Genomic DNA, 15,335 nt, shown 5'->3' on the forward strand with positions numbered 1-15,335 from the left:
TTCGGAACTAAATGAAGGGATCGACATGTCCACTGCTTCGCCCGGGGCCACGAAGGCCACTCTGACTCCGTCTCAATTACGCGCCCTGCTCGTCGTGCTGTGCGCAGCACTCGCCCTGGTGGTCGCGGGCAACTCCGCGCTCGCCATCGCGCTGCCCGACATCGCCGACGATCTCGGCGCCGACCAGTCGCAGCTCACGTGGATCATCGATGCCTACGCCCTCACCTTCGCTGCTCTGCTGCTCACCGCCGGGCTGGCGGCAGACCGAGTCGGCCGCCGGACGGTCCTCGTGATCGGCCTCATCATCTTCGGCGGCGCGAGCGTGGCCTCCGCCTTCTCGCCCGACCCCGAGTGGTTCGTCGCACTGCGTGCGCTGTCGGGCGTGGGGGCAGCCGCCGTGTTCCCCGTCACGCTCTCCGCGTTGGTGGACGCCTACCCCGAGGAACGCCGCGGCTTCGCGATCGGCGTGTGGTCGGGGGTGAGTTCAGCCGGCGCCGTCGCCGGCTCGATCATCTCGGGCGCTCTTCTCGAGGCGTTCTGGTGGGGGAGCGTGCAGCTTCTCTTCGGGGGCGTCGCCCTCGTCCTCATACTTCCCGTGCTCTTCCTGGTGGCACAGAACCGCAACCCCGCACTCTCGCTGGACGCGGTCGGTGCGCTCTGGTCGGTCGTCGCCCTCGGAGGTCTCGTCTACGGGGTCGTCGAGGGTCCGCAGCGCGGTTGGACGGATGCGGTGACCCTGGTCGCCCTCGCCGTCGGCGTCGCGGGCTTCATCGCCTTCGTGGTGCACCAGCTGCGGGCGACGGTTCCCTCGCTCGACGTCCGGCTGTTCACGAACAGAGGACTTGCGGCCGGCTCGATCATCGTCACGATCCAGTTCTTCGCCTCGCTCGGGTTCTTCGTCCTCTCACCGCAGTACCTGCAGATCGTGCTCGAGTACACCCCGCTGGGTGCCGCACTCGCTCTCCTCGTCGTGCCGGTGGGGGTCGGTGCGGGTATCGGCGCGTCCGCCGCGCTCTCGAAGCGTCTGGGCGCGCGTGTGCCGGGGTCCTTGGGGCTGCTGCTGATGGGTATCGGGTTCGCGGTCTTCGGCCGCGGACTCCTGGGCGGCCTCGAACCCTCGCTCTGGGTGCTGGCCGGGGGAGTGCTGGTGTTCGGCATCGGCTTCGGGATGGGCATCACCCCGGGCACCCAGCTGATCATCGATGGACTCCCCGCCGAGCGTCGCTCCGTCGCGAGTGCCGTCAATGACATCACACGGGAGGTGGGCGGGGTGCTCGGCATCGCCGTCCTCTCCAGCATCCTCGTCGCGTCCTACCGCGACGACATCGCGCCGGCGCTCGACGGCCTCCCACCCGAGATCCAGGATGCCGCCGACAGCGGTGCGGGCGCGGCCCTCGGCATCGCGGGGGCGATCGGGCCCCAGGGTGAGGCGCTCGCCGTCGCCGCCCGTGAGGCCTTCGCCGTCGGGCTCAGCGCGTCGATGTTCGCGGGCGCGGTCGTCCTGGCGGTCGCCGCGGTGATCGTCGTCGTCATGGCACCCGGTTCGACGGCCGTGGGCGCCTTCGAGGACGCATCACCCGTGTGAACCGTTCGATTCGCGTGCGCGCCGCTGAGGCAGGGGCCGGGGGAGTCGCACGGAAACCACGAACGGTCGTGCGGATCCAGGGGAAGCCCGGATCCGCACGACCGCGTGTGCGGTGCGGCCTAGGCGCGGGGCGGCAGGGTCGGACGCGGCGGCTGAGTGCTGCGGGTCGCGCTCTGGGCCCGCGCCGTCACCTGCTGAGCCTGCTCGGCGACACTCGGCGCCTTCTGCACCTCCTGCTGGATCTTGGGGGCCTCCTCCTCGGCCTTCGTCAGCATGGCTTCCCAGCGCTGCTGCATCGGCTTGATGAGTCCACCGCCGGCGCCGACGATGATGACACCGGCGATGATCGCGAGGACCGCGATGAGGATCGGCGTGGTCACCGTCGTCGCGACCTCGATCTGGTTCAGCGCCGCGGTCACGCCGAGGAACAGGATGAAGACGGCGACGATGTTGCCGAGGATCTTGCCGTAAGAGAGCCCGCCCAGGGTGTTCTGGATGAGTCCCTTCGCTCCGGCGGCGATCGCGGCGGCGATGACGATGATGATGATGGCGACGATGATCTTCGGCAGGAAGCCGATGATGCCGGCGAGCAGATCGCTGACCGGATTCGACCCGAAGACACCGAATGCGAACTGCAGCACGAAGAGAACCAGCGTGTAGTACACGATCTTCCCGACGATGTCGGACGCGTCGAGCTTCGACGATGCGAGCGCCTTCTTGATGCCGCCGCGCTCGACCAGGCGATCGAAGCCGACCTTCTCGAGGAGCTTCTCCAGGCCCTTCGAGATGAGCTTCGCGACGATCAGCCCGACGATCAGGATCAGCAGGAACAGCAGTGCGAGCGGGACGAAGGCGATGACCACGGCCAGCGCGTCCTGCAGGACTTGGGGGATATTCATGGGATCTGTCTTTCTTCACAGGGGTGGATGCCGCACGTCGACGGGTTTGACGCGCAGACTTACACCGTAAGCATAAGACTTACGCTGTAAGCCTCCGCATCCGGGTCGATCGGAGGGGGGAGGATTGACACGGAGGTGCACTTGTGGTGAGAGAGTCCCCGCGATCGACGTCGACGAAGCTCAGTCGCGACCTCATCGTGGACAGCGCGCTCGAGATGATCGACGAGTCGGGGGCGCAAGGCCTCTCGATGAGATCCCTTGCGCAGCGGCTGAACGTCGAGGCGATGTCGCTCTATCGCTATGTGCACGGGAAGGAGGACCTTCTCGAAGGCGTGGTGGCGCTCCTGATGAGCGGCCTGGTCTCCGCTCTGGAGAAGGAGGCCGACAAGCACTGGCAGGCATTCCTGCAGACCGTCGCCCATGAGGTTCGCCGGATAGCGAGCGACCACCCGCTCGCGTTTCCGCTCGTCGCGACAAGGCATCCTGCGGCGCCGTGGCTGCGTCCTCCCCTGCGCAGCGTGGAAGTGGTCGACACGTTCCTGTCGGCCCTCATCGGCCAGGGTTTCACGGACGCGCAGGCGGTGGATGCGTATCGGTCGTTCAGCAGCTTCCTCCTCGGCCAACTCCTTCTGGAGTCCGCGGTTCGCGGGGCGCAGACCGGCCCGGTCGAAGAGCCTCTCGACGAAGGCGACGCGAGCATCCCGCAGCAGGACGGATCGATCTCGCTGGACAGCGCGCCCCAGGTGCGGCGCCTCCGGTCGCTCCTCAGCGAGGACCGGAGCCAAGAAGAGTTCGAAGTATCCCTCGAAGTTCTGCTCGACCGGCTGGACCGCGAACTGTCGCAGTAGCGAGCACGCTTCACACAAGACGACGAAGGTCAAGACGCAAGACATACCCGCGCCTCACCGGGTATCCCTGTCGTAGGGCAACGCGCCGATCGAGAGGGGTGTTCATGAAGTCGCTGACGACGCGCGTGGGAACGTACGCGACCGGGGACCTCCTCGCCGACGCGGTGATGAGCTACTCGCTGGCTCTCGCCCGCCAGCGGAAGATCGATCTGGTGGACATCCCGTTCCGCGAGTCCAACGGCAAGATCAGCAACGTGCAGCTCGCCGTGGGATGGATGGCCAACCTGGATGCCGTGGGCCTGACAGACCTCCACCCCGAAGTGGCGGACGCGGCGGTCACCGCCGACCTGTTGGCTCGCGAAGACGCCCTGCAGGCGCACGGCGACACGGCGATGTCCGCGAACGACTTCGATGACGCTGACGGGCTCCGCGATTACTGACGCTCCTCACCGGCGTGAGGCGTACGCCTGTCACGCGACCGGTCCTCCGTCGGCGGCAGCCCCGCGCGCCGACTTCTCCCGGCCCGCCGTATCTGCGACGATCGCCTGATGCATTCGCAGCCCGGTGGTCCGGCATCCGTCGATCTGTCCGACACCGGAACGCCCGTGCCCGACGCGCGCCGACCGATCGCGCTGACCGTCGGAGTCGCGGCCGCGGTCGGGTTCGTCGTTCTTCGCATCGTCGTCGGGCTGGCGAGCCACAACCCCCTGGTCGTCGACGTCTGGTGGCACGAGAACATGCTGTCGACCCTCACCGAGGCGGGCGTCGTCGTCGCCTGGGTACCCGGTATCGTCGGCGGCACCGCGGGGATGATCGTGATCGGCCTGATCCTCATCGGGCTGTTCCTCTGGCGGAGAAGACCGTGGGATGCCGCGACCCTCGCCGCCGCGATGGTCGTGGTCGTCGCGATCGGCGCACCGTTGGCGGCGGTCATCGCGCGCGTGCGCCCGGCGGATTCGCTGGCGGAGAAGGTCGCGACGTCGTTTCCGTCCGGTCACACGGCGGTGGCGACCACGGTCGCTGTGATCCTGGGCCTGATCCTGCGCCGCTGGTACATCTGGGTCATCGGGGTGTTGTGGGTCGTGTTCATGATGTGGAGCCGTACGTATCTGCAGGCCCACTGGCTCAGCGACGTCACAGCGGGGCTCCTCGAGGGGATCGCCGTCGGCACGCTCGTCTGGTGCGCGATGGAGGCGGTGCGGGACCGCCGAGCCGTACGGGCGCTCGCCGCCGAACCGACCGCGGCTGCCGCGCGCAGCGGAGCGCGCGACGACGACCGGTACTCCGCGCGCTGATCGCCCCTCGACGGCGGGGTACGATCCCCGTGTGTCCTCCCCGAAGAACGCCGCACAGGCGGCTCAGAACTCCACCGCCCTCGAAACGCTCGCGCGTGCCGGCTACGTCGTGCTCGGTATCGTGCACGTGGTCATCGGGCTGATCGCGATCTCGAGCGTGGCGAGCGCGGGAAGCACCGAGGCGGATCAGGGCGGGGCGATGGCACGCATCCAGCAGACGCCGTGGGGCGTCGCTCTGCTCTGGGTGATCGCCGTCGGGCTGTTCGCTCTCACGATCTGGCAGATCGCCGAGGCCCTCCTCGAACGCGATCCCGATGCGAAGAAGAAGTGGGCGCACCGGGTGAAGTTCCTGGGCACCGCCGTCGCCTACATCGCGATCGCCGTGACCGCGATCGTCTACGCCCTCGGCGGCCGATCGGACTCGTCGCAGTCGTCTCAGACGCTCAGCGCGCAGCTTCTAGCCAGCGCCGGTGGCGTGTTCGCGCTCAGCCTCGTGGGGTTGATCGTCGCGGGCATCGGCATCGCGTTCATCGTGCGCGGCTGCACGCGCGCATTCACGAAGCACCTGGCGCTGCCCGGGGGAACAACGAAGAAGGGCATCGTCGCGTTCGGCATCGTCGGCTATGTCGCGAAGGGGGTCGCCGTCGCGGTCACGGGCGTGCTCTTCGTGGTGGCAGCGGTCACGCACGATCCGCAGGCGGCAGGCGGCCTCGATGCAGCGCTGGACTCGCTCGCCGCCCTGCCGTTCGGCGCGGCGATCCTCTGGCTCGTGGGCGCCGGACTCGTCCTCTACGGAATCTTCTGCTTCGCCCGCGCGCGCTACGCCCGGATGTGATCGACAGGCGCGTCGGTGGTCCGGCGCTAGGGTTGTCCAGGCGACGATCGTCGCCTGGACAGCCGACGTGAGGCAGACGGTCATGACGACACCGGCGGGTTGGTACGACGACGGCCACGGCGCCCAGCGCTGGTGGGACGGCGCACAGTGGACCGAGCACGTGCAGACGCCGGCGCCCGACGTCGCGGCATCCGCTCATGCTCCGATCGAACAGGCACAGCCGACCGTGTCGCCGGATCCGGCGGAGGTCCCCTGGGAGCTGCAGCAGCAGGCGCCCGGCGCACCGGGAGCAGCCCCGCTGGATCCGAACGGCTACCCCTACGGCGCGTACCCCGGCTTCGCCGGCGCTCCCGGGGGCGGCGTCTTCACCGGGTCGACCGACCCGAAGAAGTCCAAGCTCTGGATCCTCTGGGTCGTGCTCGGCGTCGTGGTGATCGGCATCATCCTCCTGGGGATCGTGCTCATCCCCCTCCTGCTCCACTTCTTCTCGGGCAGTGCGGGCGGCGCGTCGACGGGGACGGATGCCGAGGGTGCGGCCGTCGCGGTCGTGCAGCAGTACGACCAGGCGTGGGACACCGCCGACTGCGCCAAATACACCGCGGCCACGACGGCGGACTTCCGCGAGTCCGTCGACATCGTCGACTGCGACGCCTTCACGAGCGCCTCGGCAGCCTTCACCGAGCAGACCGACGACTATGAGATCACCGTCGACGGCGTGGACGTCGACGGCAGCGACACGATTCTCGTGTCGACCACCGAGACGTACACCGCTCCCTTCGACGAGAACGGCGAGCCGACGAACGACTCGACGGTGTACACGGAGACCTACATCTACACGCTCGTGCAGAGCGACGGCGGCTGGGTCATCGACGGTGCGGACGACAGCCAATGAGCCGGCCCGGACGAATGGTGGTCAGGTCATGAGCGCGTCGGCAGAAGCATCCGCTCGTCCGCCGCGGACGACGCGATTCGTGCTGGTCTGCATCGGCGTGGGGCTGCTCGCAGGGCTCATGTCGGGGCTCTTCGGAGTGGGGGGTGGCACCGTCATCGTGCCGCTGCTCGTCTTCGTCCTCAGGTTCGACCAGCGACTGGCCGCCGGGACCTCACTCGCGGCCATCGTGCCGACGGCCTCAGTGGGGGTCATCTCCTACGCGGTGCACGGCTCCGTGGCATGGATCCCCGCCCTCATCCTCGCCGCGGGTGCGGTGATCGGCGCGCAGATCGGCACATGGCTGCTGCCCAAGCTCTCGCTCATCGCCTTGCGCTGGAGTTTCGTCGCGTTCCTCGTCGTGGTCATCGTGAGCCTCTTCCTGGTGATCCCATCCCGCGAGTCCGTCCTGGAGCTCACTGCACTGTCGATCATCGGCCTCGTCGTGCTCGGCCTCATCACGGGTGTCCTCGCGGGTCTGCTCGGTGTCGGCGGCGGCATCGTCGTGGTGCCTGCGCTCATCCTCCTGTTCGGCGTCAGCGACCTCATCGCGAAAGGCACGTCGTTGCTCATGATGATCCCCACGGCCGTCTCGGGGACGATCGGCAATCTGCGCCGCGGCAACGTCGACCTGCTCGCGGCGGCTCTCGTCGGGGGAGCGGCGTGCACGACGACCGCGGTGGGGGCCTGGATCGCGACACTCGTCGACCCGTTCGTGGGCAACATGCTGTTCGCCGCGTTCCTCGTCTTCATCTCGGTGCAGATGGCTCTGCGGGCGATCAAGGCGCAGCGCTCGGCCGCACGCGCTTGATGCCCGCCGCTCATCGAGCACCGGTGCGCCCGTAGAATCATGGGGTGCCCGTGAATCCCCAGCTCGTCGGTCGTGTCTTCCCGCCGACGGCTCCCTATCTGGTCGGCCGCGAGAAGGTCCGCGAGTTCGCCCGCGCTGTCTTCGCCGAAGACCCCCAGCACGTCGACCCCGAGGCCGCGCAGGCCCTCGGCTACCCCGACGTCGTCGCGCCGCCGACGTTCGCGATGGTCATCCAGGACCTCACGCTCCAGCAGCTGCTCGCCGAGCCCGATTCCGGCATCGTGCTGGCTCGCGTCCTGCATGCCGAGCAGCGCTTCCGCTACAGCCGGCCCATCGTCGCCGGCGACGAGCTCACCGGCACGCTGACGGTGTCGGGGCTGCGCACCCTCGGGGGCAACGCGATGGTCACGAGCGACGCCGAGATCACAGACGCCGCGGGTGCCCACGTCGTGACCGCCACATCGGTGCTCCTGGTGGGGGAGGGCGACGCATGAGCCTGCTCACGGTCGGCGAGGTGGTCGCCGAGCGCGACGTGCATCTCACTCGCGAATCGCTCGTCCGATACGCCGGGGCCTCGGGCGATTTCAACCCGATCCACTACCGCGACGACGTCGCCGCCGAGGTCGGGCTCGCGGGTGTCCTCGCCCACGGGATGCTCACGATGGGGTTGTCGGTCGAGACGCTCGTGCCATGGCTCGCAGACTCCGGCCGCCTCCTCGAATACGGCGTGCGCTTCACCCGCCCCGTCGTGGTCGACCCCGTCACGGGTGCCGACCTGCACATCGTCGCGAAGGTGGGCCAGGTCGACGACGAGACCGCACGCATCGACCTGACCGTCACGTCCGCCGAGACCACGGTGCTGGGCAAGGCGCAGGTTCGCGTCCGCCTGTCCTAGCGCGGCTCCCCGTGCCCGACGTCACTCCCGTTCCGCTCTCGCAGCTGACCACGCTGCGCACCGGCGGCGTGCCCGCCCGGATGGTCGATGCCGAGACGACCGACGACCTCGTCGACGCGCTCCGCGACCTCTGGGCGGACGGCGAGCCGTGGCTCGTCGTGGGTGGCGGATCGAACCTCTTCGCGGGTGACGATCCGTTCGACGGCACCGTCGTGCGCGTGCTCACGGAGGGCATCGAACGCCTTCCCTCGCCGCGTGCCGGCTTCGCGCGTCTGCGGGTGCAGGCGGGTCACTCGTGGGATGCGCTCGTCGACTACGCCGTCACCGAGGGACTCGCCGGCATCGCCGCCATGTCGGGCATCCCGGGCACGGCGGGCGCTGCCCCCATCCAGAACATCGGCGCCTACGGGCAGGAGATCGCCGAGACCCTGGTGGAGGTCGAGCTGATCGACGAGTCCACCGGGGAGGTCTCCACGGTGCCGGCGGCAGAACTCGCATTGGGCTTCCGCACGTCGGTTCTGAAGCAGCACTACGGGTCGGAGCCCACCCGCTCCGCCGTGATCCTGTCGATCACGCTCGAGCTCGCCGACGTGGGCTCGGCGGAAGGCCCGGTCAGGGGCGAGCAGCTGCGCACCGCGCTGGGCCTCGCGCCCGCGGCATCCGTCTCTCTCGGCTGGATCCGGGACCACGTGCTCGCCACCCGCGCCCGCAAAGGCATGGTGCTCGACGACGGCGACCCCGACACGTGGAGCGCGGGCTCGTTCTTCCAGAACGCGATCGTGTCGGAATCCATCGCGCGGACGCTTCCCGACGCTTGCCCGCGCTGGCCGCTGTGGCCCGCGATCGAACAGGTCACCGTCATTCCGCTGGAGGGATGGAACGGCGTGGTCCCGCCTCCGGTGCACGCGCCGTCGCTGGTCAAGGTCAGCGCCGCCTGGCTCATCGAGAACTCCGGCGTCGGCAAAGGCTTCCATCTGCCCCGCTCCCGCGCGGCGGTGTCGGGCAAGCATGCCCTCGCCCTGACGAACCGGGGTCGCGCCTCCGCCGAGGAGATCGCCGAGCTCGCGAGGTTCATCCAATGGCGGGTGCAGTCCGAGTTCGGTCTGCTGCTCCAGCCCGAACCCGTCCTGGTCGGCGTCGAGCTCTGATCCTGAGCCCGCGCCGGCAGCCGGGCATCTGCCGGAAGCCGGGTCGCTCCGCCCGCCCGTCTCAGCTCTGGAAGAACTCCTGCAGCCGGCGGATCCCCTCCACCAGCTGGTCGTCGCCCAGGGCGTAGGAGAAGCGCAGGTACCCGCTCGGACCGAACGCCTCGCCCGGCACGGCCGCGACTTCGGCCTTCTCGAGGATCAGGTCGGCGAGCTCGAGCGACGTGGTCGGCGTGACGCCCGCCCACTCCCGACCGAGGAGGCCCGAGACGTCCGGGTAGACGTAGAACGCGCCGAGCGGCGTGGGGACGTTCACGCCCTCGATCTTCGAGAGCTCCTCGACGATGAGCTTCCGGCGCCGATCGAATGCGGCGCGGAAGTCCTCGGCCTCGGTCTGCGGACCGGTGAGAGCGGCGAGCGCCGCCCGCTGCGCGATGTTGTTGACGTTGCTCGAGAGGTGGGACTGCAGGTTCGCGGCGACCTTGATCGCGTTCTTCGGCCCGACCATCCAGCCCACCCGCCAGCCCGTCATCGCATACGTCTTGGCGACACCGTTGACGAGGATCGTCTGCGCGGCCAGGTCGGGGACGGCCTCGACGATGGAGACAGCACGCACGCCGTCGTAGACCAGGTTCTGGTAGATCTCGTCTGTGATGACCCAGATGCCGTGCTCGAGCGCCCACTGCCCGATCGCCGCGGTCTGCTCGGGCGAATAGACCGAACCGGTCGGGTTGGACGGCGACACGAACACCAGGACGGTCGTGCGTTCCGTGCGTGCGGCTTCGAGCTGCTCGACGGTGACGAGGTAGTTCTGGTCGGCGCCGGCGAAGACCTCCACCGGCACTCCGTCGGCGAGCGCGATCGCCTCGGGGTAGGTCGTCCAGTACGGAGCGGGGAGCAGCACCTCGTCGCCGGGGTTCACCACCGCCTGGAACGCCTGATAGACGGCCTGCTTGCCGCCGTTCGTCACGATGACCTGCGACGGGTCGACCTCCAGACCGGAGTCGCGGAGGGTCTTCGCGGCGATCGCCTCGCGCAGCACCGGCAGCCCCACCGCGGGGGTGTAGCGGTAGTTGGCGGGGTTGTGAAGCGCCTCGGCCGCAGCATCCACGATGAACTGCGGTGTGGCGAAATCGGGCTCGCCCGCCGCGTAGCTGATGACCGGACGACCGGCGGCCTGCAGCGCCTTGGCCTTCGCGTCGACCTTGAGCGTCGCGGACTCGGCGATGGCGCTGAGCTTGCGCGAAAGAAGGAGGGGTGTGCGGGTGGACGGCGCGTTTTCGGTCACGGTCCGAGCGTACCGGGGCGTCGAAGCGTTCACCCGGTGGAGTCGTCGATCGAGGCGGTCTCGGCGCGTGCGCCGTGCGGCGACCGCAGGAGGGCGCGCGCCGCACCGCCGATGATCGCACTGTAGGTCGGGTAGGCGAAGCGCACGCCCGCGAGGGTCGCGACGTCGATGCCGGCGGCCATCGCCGTGGTGACCGACTGGATGACCTCGACGGCGTTCTCGCCCACCGCGTGGGCGCCGAGGATCAGCTCGCGCCGGTTGTCGGAGATCAGCTTGAGGAAGCCGACCGCACGATCGTCGATCACGGCGCGCTCCAGGTCGGCGTAGCGCACCGTGGCCACGATGCAGCGCGGATCGCGGTCGCGCGCCTGCTCCTCGGTGAGGCCCACACCGGCGTAGTCGGGGTCGGTGAAGCCACCCGCCGGCAGCAGGTGGTGCGGGGTGCGGCGGTTGGCGTCGAGGACGGCGTTCTCGGCCGCCGCCTCGCCCTCGAACTGTGCGGCCTGCACGAGCATGTCGCGGCCGTTGGCATCACCCACCGCGAAGATGTGCGGAACGGACGAACGGAAGTACTGATCGACGGGGATGCTCGAGCGGGTCACCTCGACACCCGCGTTCTCGAGCCCGAGGTCCCCGACGTCGGCGGGCCAGCCCGTTGCCATCACGACCGCATCGAACGGTTCGGTGCGCTCCTGGCCGCCCTGCGTCCAGGTGAGTGCGATCGCCCCGTCGTCCCGTCGGGCCAGCGCGGAGACGCCGTCGATTCCCGTGTCGACCTCGATGCCCTGACGGCGGAACGACGTTGTCACCGCGGCGGCGACGTCTGCGTCGGACGGCATCAGGATGCGCGGAGCGAGATCGAGCAGCACGACCTCCGAGCCGAACGAGTCGAACACCGTCGCGAGCTGCACGCCCGTGTTGCCCGCGCCGATCACCGCGAGGCGGGCGGGTCGCTCGGCGAGATCGAGCACATGCTCGGGCACGGTGGCGAGCTCGGCTCCGGGGATGGGCAGGCGACGCGAGTGGCCGCCGACGCAGACGAGGATGCTCGTCGCAGAGATCAGCCGACCAGAATCGAGCCGCAGGGTGTGCGGGTCGACGAATCGCGCTCGCCCCTCGTGCACGACGACGACGCCGGCCTCCTCGAGTCGCGGACCTTCGTTCTTCACCTCGCGCACGCGGTCGACCCGCTCGCGAACCCGTGCGACGGTCGTGGGCCAGTCCAGAGATGCCGGGCCGGTCGTGATGCCGTACGCCGCGGCCGCCCGCACATCGCGCATGAGCCGTGCGGTCTTGGCGAGCACGCGGGTGGGGACGCATCCCGTGTTGACGCACGTGCCTCCGAGGCGGTCGGAGGCCTCCAGCACGACGACGCGCGCGCCGAGCTCGGCGGCGCGCAGTGCGGCCGCGGTACCGGCAGGCCCTGCACCGATGACCGCGATGTCGAACCGGTCGACGTCGATCGCCGCATCCGGCGCGTCGGAGGGGGCGGCAGCAGCGGGGGAGGTCATGGGCGCACCTTCGTCAATGCCGCCGGGCGGACCCCCACGGCGCCTCCAGTGTCGCACCAGGAGCGCCTTCGGGGGCCGGAAGGATGCAACGGCGGATGCCGCGGGCACGGGCTGCCCGCGGCATCCGCGTCGTCCGATCGACGCGTGCCTCAGTCGATCTCGACGAGGAATCGGCTGTAGGCGCTCGTGGTGAGGAAGGCCGGGAAGTCGTCCCGCAACGCCACCTCAGCGAAGATCTCCGCGGCATCGTCGAACCGATCGCCCGGCGTGCGTGTCACTTCGCCGAGAACCGTCTCGACGAGCGACTGGACATACTCCCGGGTGATGCGGGTGCCGGCCTCGGTGACCTGATCCTGATGGATCCACTGCCACACCTGCGACCGGCTGATCTCCGCGGTCGCGGCATCCTCCATCAGATTGTCGAGGGCGACCGCCCCGAGTCCGCGCAGCCACGCTTCGATGTAGCGGATCGCGACCGACACGTTGCCGTGGACCCCTTCTTCGGTCACGGGGCGGCCGATGTGCACATCGAGCAGCTGGGCTGCGGTGACCGTCACGTCGTCACGCCGACGACCGATCTGGTTCGGGCGGTCGCCGAGCACCGCGTCGAACTCGGCCAGCGCCGTCGGGATCAGATCGGGGTGCGCGACCCAGGTGCCGTCGAAGCCGTCGCCCGCCTCGCGCTTCTTGTCGGCGGCCACCTTCTCGAACGCCTGCCTGGTCACGTCGGGGTCGCGGCGGTTCGGGATGAACGCGCTCATTCCGCCGATCGCGAAGGCCCCGCGCCGGTGGCAGGTCTTGACGAGCAGTTCGGTGTAGGCCCGCATGAACGGCACCGTCATCGTGACCTGGCTGCGGTCGGGCAGCACGAACCTCGCACCGCGGCCGCGGTAGTTCTTGATCATCGAGAAGATGTAGTCCCACCGGCCGGCATTCAGCCCCGAGCAGTGATCGCGCAGCTCGTAGAGGATCTCCTCCATCTCGAACGCCGCGGGCAGGGTCTCGATCAGCACCGTCGCCCGCACCGTGCCGTGCGGGATCCCCGCGTAGTCCTCGCTGAAGGTGAAGACGTCATCCCACAGTTTGGCTTCTTCGCTGGATTCGAGCTTGGCGAGGTAGAAGTACGGTCCCGCACCGTCGTCGATCAGGCGCTGCGCGTTGTGGAAGAAGTAGAGCCCGAAGTCGACCAGCGAGCCCGACGCCGACATCGTCCGACCGGCGTGGTCCGTGAACTGCATGTGCTGCTCGGGGAGGTGCCAGCCGCGCGGTCTCATCACGATGGTGGGTGTGCGCTCGGCGGTGACCTCGTACCGTCTGCCCGGACCCGTCTCGGTCGCGGGCCCGGTGTACGACAGCTCGCCGCGGATCGCGTCCCGCAGCGACAGCTGCCCCTCGATCACGTTCTTCCAGGTGGGGCTCGTGGCGTCCTCCTGGTCGGCGAGCCACACCTTCGCGCCCGAGTTGAGCGCGTTGATGGTCATCTTGGGGTCGGTCGGACCCGTGATCTCGACGCGCCGATCCTCCAGGCCGGGGCCGGCCCCGGCGACGCGCCACTGCGTGTCTTCGCGGATGTGCGCCGTGTCGTCGCGGAAGCGCGGGTCGTGCCCGTTTCCGATCTCGAATCGGCGACGGAGGCGATCGGCAAGGCGGTCGTGGCGGCGGCGGCCGAAGCGCTGGTGCAGTTCCGCGAGGAAGGCGAGCGCCTCGGGGGTGAGGATCTCGTCGTAGCGCTCGCCCAGCCGTCCTCGGATCTCGATCGCGGGGGTCGGGGTCGGGGTCGGGGTGGCGGAGGTGGTGGGCGCGAGGCCCGTAGCGGTGGGGGTCATGGCCTGACTTTCTGTGGGAAGGGGCGGGTCCTGTGTCTCAGTGGAATTGCGCGGACTCTGTGGAGCCCGCGAGGGCGAGCGTCGCGCTCTCGGGGTTGAGGGCGCTCGAGACGGCGTCGAAGTAACCGGTGCCGGCTTCGCGCTGGTGCTTGGTGGCGGTGTAGCCGTCCGCCTCGGCGGCGAACTCCCGTTCCTGCAGGTCGACGTAGGCGCTCATGGCGCGTTCGGCGTACCCCTTGGCGAGATCGAACATGGAGTGGTTCACGGCATGGAATCCCGCGAGCGTGATGAACTGGAACTTGTAACCCAGATCGGCGAGGTCCTGCTGGAACGAGGCGATCTGCGCATCGTCGAGGTGACGCTTCCAGTTGAACGACGGCGAGCAGTTGTAGGCGAGCAGCTTGCCGGGGAACTTCGCGTGGATCGCGGTCGCGAACGCGCGGGCCAGCTCGATGTCGGGCTCGCCCGTCTCGACCCAGAGCAGGTCGGCGTACGGCGCGAAGGCGAGGCCGCGACTGATGACCGATTCCAGGCCCGGGCGCACCCGGTAGAAGCCCTCCGGGGTGCGGTCTCCCGTCAGGAACTCCTGGTCGCGCTCGTCGACGTCGGTGGTGAGCAGGCCGGCGGCCAGTGCGTCGGTGCGGGCGATGATCACGGTCGGCACACCGGCGACATCGGCGGCGAGGCGCGAGGCGTTGAGCGTGCGGATGTGCTGCTGGGTCGGCACCAGCACCTTTCCGCCGAGATGGCCGCACTTCTTCTCCGACGCCAGCTGATCCTCCCAGTGGATGCCCGCGGCGCCCGCCTGGATCAGGGACTGCGCCAGTTCGTAGGCGTTCAGCGGCCCGCCGAAGCCGGCTTCGGCGTCCGCCACGATCGGCGCGATCCAGTCCTGGGTGAGCTCGCCCTCGGCGTACTCGATCTGGTCCTGACGGATCAGCGCATTGTTGATCCGCCGAACGACCGCGGGGACCGAGTTGGCCGGGTACAGGCTCTGGTCCGGGTAGGTCTGGCCGGCGAGGTTGCCGTCCGCGGCCACCTGCCACCCGCTCAGGTAGATCGCCTTCAGTCCTGCGCGCACCTGCTGAACGGCCTGGCCGCCGGTGTAGGCGCCCAGGGCACGGACGTACTCCTCCGTGTGCAGCAGGTTCCAGAGATTCTCGGCGCCGCGTCGGGCCAGCGTCGATTCCTCGCGGACCGATCCGCGCAGGCGCACGACGTCTTCGGCGGAGTACGTCCGCTCGATGCCGTCCCATCGGGGATCGGTGTTCCAGACCTCCCGGATCTCCGTGGCGGTCTGCGTCTGATCGCCCGCGCGGAGGGGCGGCCGGCCGGGGGTGGCGTGGATCGTCATGTCGTCTCCTCAATCGAATGCCGGGGCCGAAACCCGCGGCGGGTGGTCGTGATTCCACTGTGAGTGAAAGAGCGCGGAGAGTACGACGAAATCAAGTGTGAATAATCGAGAGAAT

15 protein-coding genes are annotated in these 15,335 nt (G+C 69.2%); 10 read left to right on the forward strand and 5 right to left on the reverse strand.

Going from position 1 to position 15,335, the window contains the following annotated elements:
* Nucleotides 1–19: 19 nt before the first annotated feature.
* Entirely contained in the window at nt 20–1,585 is a 1,566-nt protein-coding gene (locus ACFXOO_RS01960) for an MFS transporter (RefSeq protein ID WP_394563177.1), read from the forward strand.
* Between the two features lie 119 nt (nt 1,586–1,704).
* Here ACFXOO_RS01960 and ACFXOO_RS01965 read toward each other — a convergent pair whose 3' ends face one another.
* Nucleotides 1,705–2,484 carry a hypothetical protein gene (locus ACFXOO_RS01965; protein ID WP_378851951.1) on the reverse strand — a complete coding sequence of 260 codons (780 nt, stop codon included), beginning with the start codon at nt 2,482–2,484 and terminating at the stop codon, nt 1,705–1,707.
* 146 nt (nt 2,485–2,630) lie between these two features.
* On the opposite strand from ACFXOO_RS01965, the gene ACFXOO_RS01970 reads away from it, so the two are divergent.
* From ACFXOO_RS01970 to ACFXOO_RS02010, 9 genes are all read left to right on the forward strand, one after another.
* Nucleotides 2,631–3,332 carry a TetR/AcrR family transcriptional regulator C-terminal domain-containing protein gene (locus tag ACFXOO_RS01970; protein WP_394562647.1) on the forward strand — a complete coding sequence of 234 codons (702 nt, stop codon included), beginning with the start codon at nt 2,631–2,633 and terminating at the stop codon, nt 3,330–3,332.
* Nucleotides 3,333–3,436: 104 nt separating this feature from the next.
* The gene (locus ACFXOO_RS01975; RefSeq protein ID WP_394562648.1) at nt 3,437–3,772 is read left to right on the forward strand and encodes a hypothetical protein; all 336 of its coding nucleotides are present in this window, start codon (nt 3,437–3,439) and stop codon (nt 3,770–3,772) included.
* A gap of 108 nt (nt 3,773–3,880) precedes the next feature.
* Nucleotides 3,881–4,627: a phosphatase PAP2 family protein gene (locus ACFXOO_RS01980; RefSeq protein ID WP_394562649.1), complete on the forward strand. Its 747-nt coding sequence runs from the start codon at nt 3,881–3,883 to the stop codon at nt 4,625–4,627.
* A 31-nt stretch (nt 4,628–4,658) separates the two neighbouring features.
* Nucleotides 4,659–5,462 carry a DUF1206 domain-containing protein gene (locus ACFXOO_RS01985; protein WP_394562650.1) on the forward strand — a complete coding sequence of 268 codons (804 nt, stop codon included), beginning with the start codon at nt 4,659–4,661 and terminating at the stop codon, nt 5,460–5,462.
* A gap of 82 nt (nt 5,463–5,544) precedes the next feature.
* Nucleotides 5,545–6,354, forward strand: coding sequence for a DUF2510 domain-containing protein (locus tag ACFXOO_RS01990; RefSeq protein WP_394562651.1), 810 nt, complete (start codon nt 5,545–5,547; stop codon nt 6,352–6,354).
* A gap of 28 nt (nt 6,355–6,382) precedes the next feature.
* Nucleotides 6,383–7,201: a sulfite exporter TauE/SafE family protein gene (locus tag ACFXOO_RS01995; RefSeq protein ID WP_378837328.1), complete on the forward strand. Its 819-nt coding sequence runs from the start codon at nt 6,383–6,385 to the stop codon at nt 7,199–7,201.
* Between the two features lie 44 nt (nt 7,202–7,245).
* A complete protein-coding gene (locus ACFXOO_RS02000) occupies nt 7,246–7,695 on the forward strand; it encodes a MaoC family dehydratase N-terminal domain-containing protein (RefSeq protein ID WP_394562652.1) in 450 nt (149 codons plus the stop codon).
* The gene (locus ACFXOO_RS02005; protein ID WP_378837334.1) at nt 7,692–8,096 is read left to right on the forward strand and encodes a MaoC/PaaZ C-terminal domain-containing protein; all 405 of its coding nucleotides are present in this window, start codon (nt 7,692–7,694) and stop codon (nt 8,094–8,096) included. The genes ACFXOO_RS02000 and ACFXOO_RS02005 overlap by 4 nt, the downstream gene beginning before the upstream one ends.
* An 11-nt stretch (nt 8,097–8,107) precedes the next feature.
* Nucleotides 8,108–9,244 carry a UDP-N-acetylmuramate dehydrogenase gene (locus ACFXOO_RS02010; RefSeq protein ID WP_394562653.1) on the forward strand — a complete coding sequence of 379 codons (1,137 nt, stop codon included), beginning with the start codon at nt 8,108–8,110 and terminating at the stop codon, nt 9,242–9,244.
* Nucleotides 9,245–9,305: 61 nt separating this feature from the next.
* Here ACFXOO_RS02010 and ACFXOO_RS02015 read toward each other — a convergent pair whose 3' ends face one another.
* The 4 genes from ACFXOO_RS02015 to aceA all read right to left on the reverse strand — a co-directional run bounded on the left by ACFXOO_RS02015 (nt 9,306) and on the right by aceA (nt 15,220).
* Complete coding sequence (locus ACFXOO_RS02015; RefSeq protein WP_378851941.1) at nt 9,306–10,529, reverse strand: pyridoxal phosphate-dependent aminotransferase; 1,224 nt, start codon at nt 10,527–10,529, stop codon at nt 9,306–9,308.
* A gap of 29 nt (nt 10,530–10,558) precedes the next feature.
* Complete coding sequence (locus ACFXOO_RS02020) at nt 10,559–12,040, reverse strand: dihydrolipoyl dehydrogenase family protein (RefSeq protein WP_378837341.1); 1,482 nt, start codon at nt 12,038–12,040, stop codon at nt 10,559–10,561.
* A 149-nt stretch (nt 12,041–12,189) separates the two neighbouring features.
* Complete coding sequence (gene aceB, locus ACFXOO_RS02025; RefSeq protein ID WP_394562654.1) at nt 12,190–13,866, reverse strand: malate synthase A; 1,677 nt, start codon at nt 13,864–13,866, stop codon at nt 12,190–12,192.
* A 37-nt stretch (nt 13,867–13,903) separates the two neighbouring features.
* On the reverse strand, nt 13,904–15,220 hold the full coding sequence (gene aceA, locus ACFXOO_RS02030; protein WP_378837345.1) for an isocitrate lyase: 1,317 nt from the start codon (nt 15,218–15,220) through the stop codon (nt 13,904–13,906).
* Between the last annotated feature and the right edge of the window lie 115 nt (nt 15,221–15,335).

The organism is Microbacterium sp. P03, from assembly GCF_043556235.1.
Taxonomy (GTDB): Bacteria; Actinomycetota; Actinomycetes; order Actinomycetales; family Microbacteriaceae; genus Microbacterium.

Coding starts and splice junctions, on each gene's coding strand:
- aceB (WP_394562654.1), bottom strand. CDS start 13,866: ATGACCCCCACCGCTACGGGCCTCGCGCCCACCACCTCCGCCACCCCG.
- ACFXOO_RS01965 (WP_378851951.1), bottom strand. CDS start 2,484: ATGAATATCCCCCAAGTCCTGCAGGACGCGCTGGCCGTGGTCATCGCC.
- ACFXOO_RS01990 (WP_394562651.1), top strand. CDS start 5,545: ATGACGACACCGGCGGGTTGGTACGACGACGGCCACGGCGCCCAGCGC.
- ACFXOO_RS02020 (WP_378837341.1), bottom strand. CDS start 12,040: ATGACCTCCCCCGCTGCTGCCGCCCCCTCCGACGCGCCGGATGCGGCG.
- ACFXOO_RS02005 (WP_378837334.1), top strand. CDS start 7,692: ATGAGCCTGCTCACGGTCGGCGAGGTGGTCGCCGAGCGCGACGTGCAT.
- ACFXOO_RS01975 (WP_394562648.1), top strand. CDS start 3,437: ATGAAGTCGCTGACGACGCGCGTGGGAACGTACGCGACCGGGGACCTC.
- aceA (WP_378837345.1), bottom strand. CDS start 15,220: ATGACGATCCACGCCACCCCCGGCCGGCCGCCCCTCCGCGCGGGCGAT.
- ACFXOO_RS01995 (WP_378837328.1), top strand. CDS start 6,383: ATGAGCGCGTCGGCAGAAGCATCCGCTCGTCCGCCGCGGACGACGCGA.
- ACFXOO_RS01980 (WP_394562649.1), top strand. CDS start 3,881: ATGCATTCGCAGCCCGGTGGTCCGGCATCCGTCGATCTGTCCGACACC.